At 54.9% G+C, this 235-nt stretch carries 1 protein-coding gene; it reads left to right on the top strand.

The window, feature by feature from the left end:
* Window positions 1–235: hypothetical protein (locus KVS69_RS20605; protein WP_217540208.1), on the top strand; the 235-nt coding region annotated here is incomplete at both ends.

Raw genomic sequence — 235 nt, 5'->3', positions numbered from 1 at the left:
CTACAATGCTGCGATTTCTCCAGGCAGGAATTATTGCAAGCAGGGGCTTGGTTCGTCGTGCCCCTGAGGTTCCTTTCGATCGTACAGCGCAGGATCCCGACACTGTCGAAGAGATATCCGTCTTCGTGGGATGCAAAGCGTATCCGGATCTTTACATTCCGTTCCAGTCACGACGAAACCGCGAGGAGAATTGCAAAGGCCAGAGCCAGCACGAAGATCGGCCCGATGAGCCAGC

This window comes from Stenotrophomonas sp. GbtcB23 (genome assembly GCF_019091045.1).
Taxonomy (GTDB): domain Bacteria; phylum Pseudomonadota; class Gammaproteobacteria; order Xanthomonadales; family Xanthomonadaceae; genus Stenotrophomonas; species Stenotrophomonas rhizophila_A.
The sequence above is the reverse complement of the archived record's forward strand: the minus strand, read 5'-3'. Positions and strand labels throughout refer to the sequence as shown.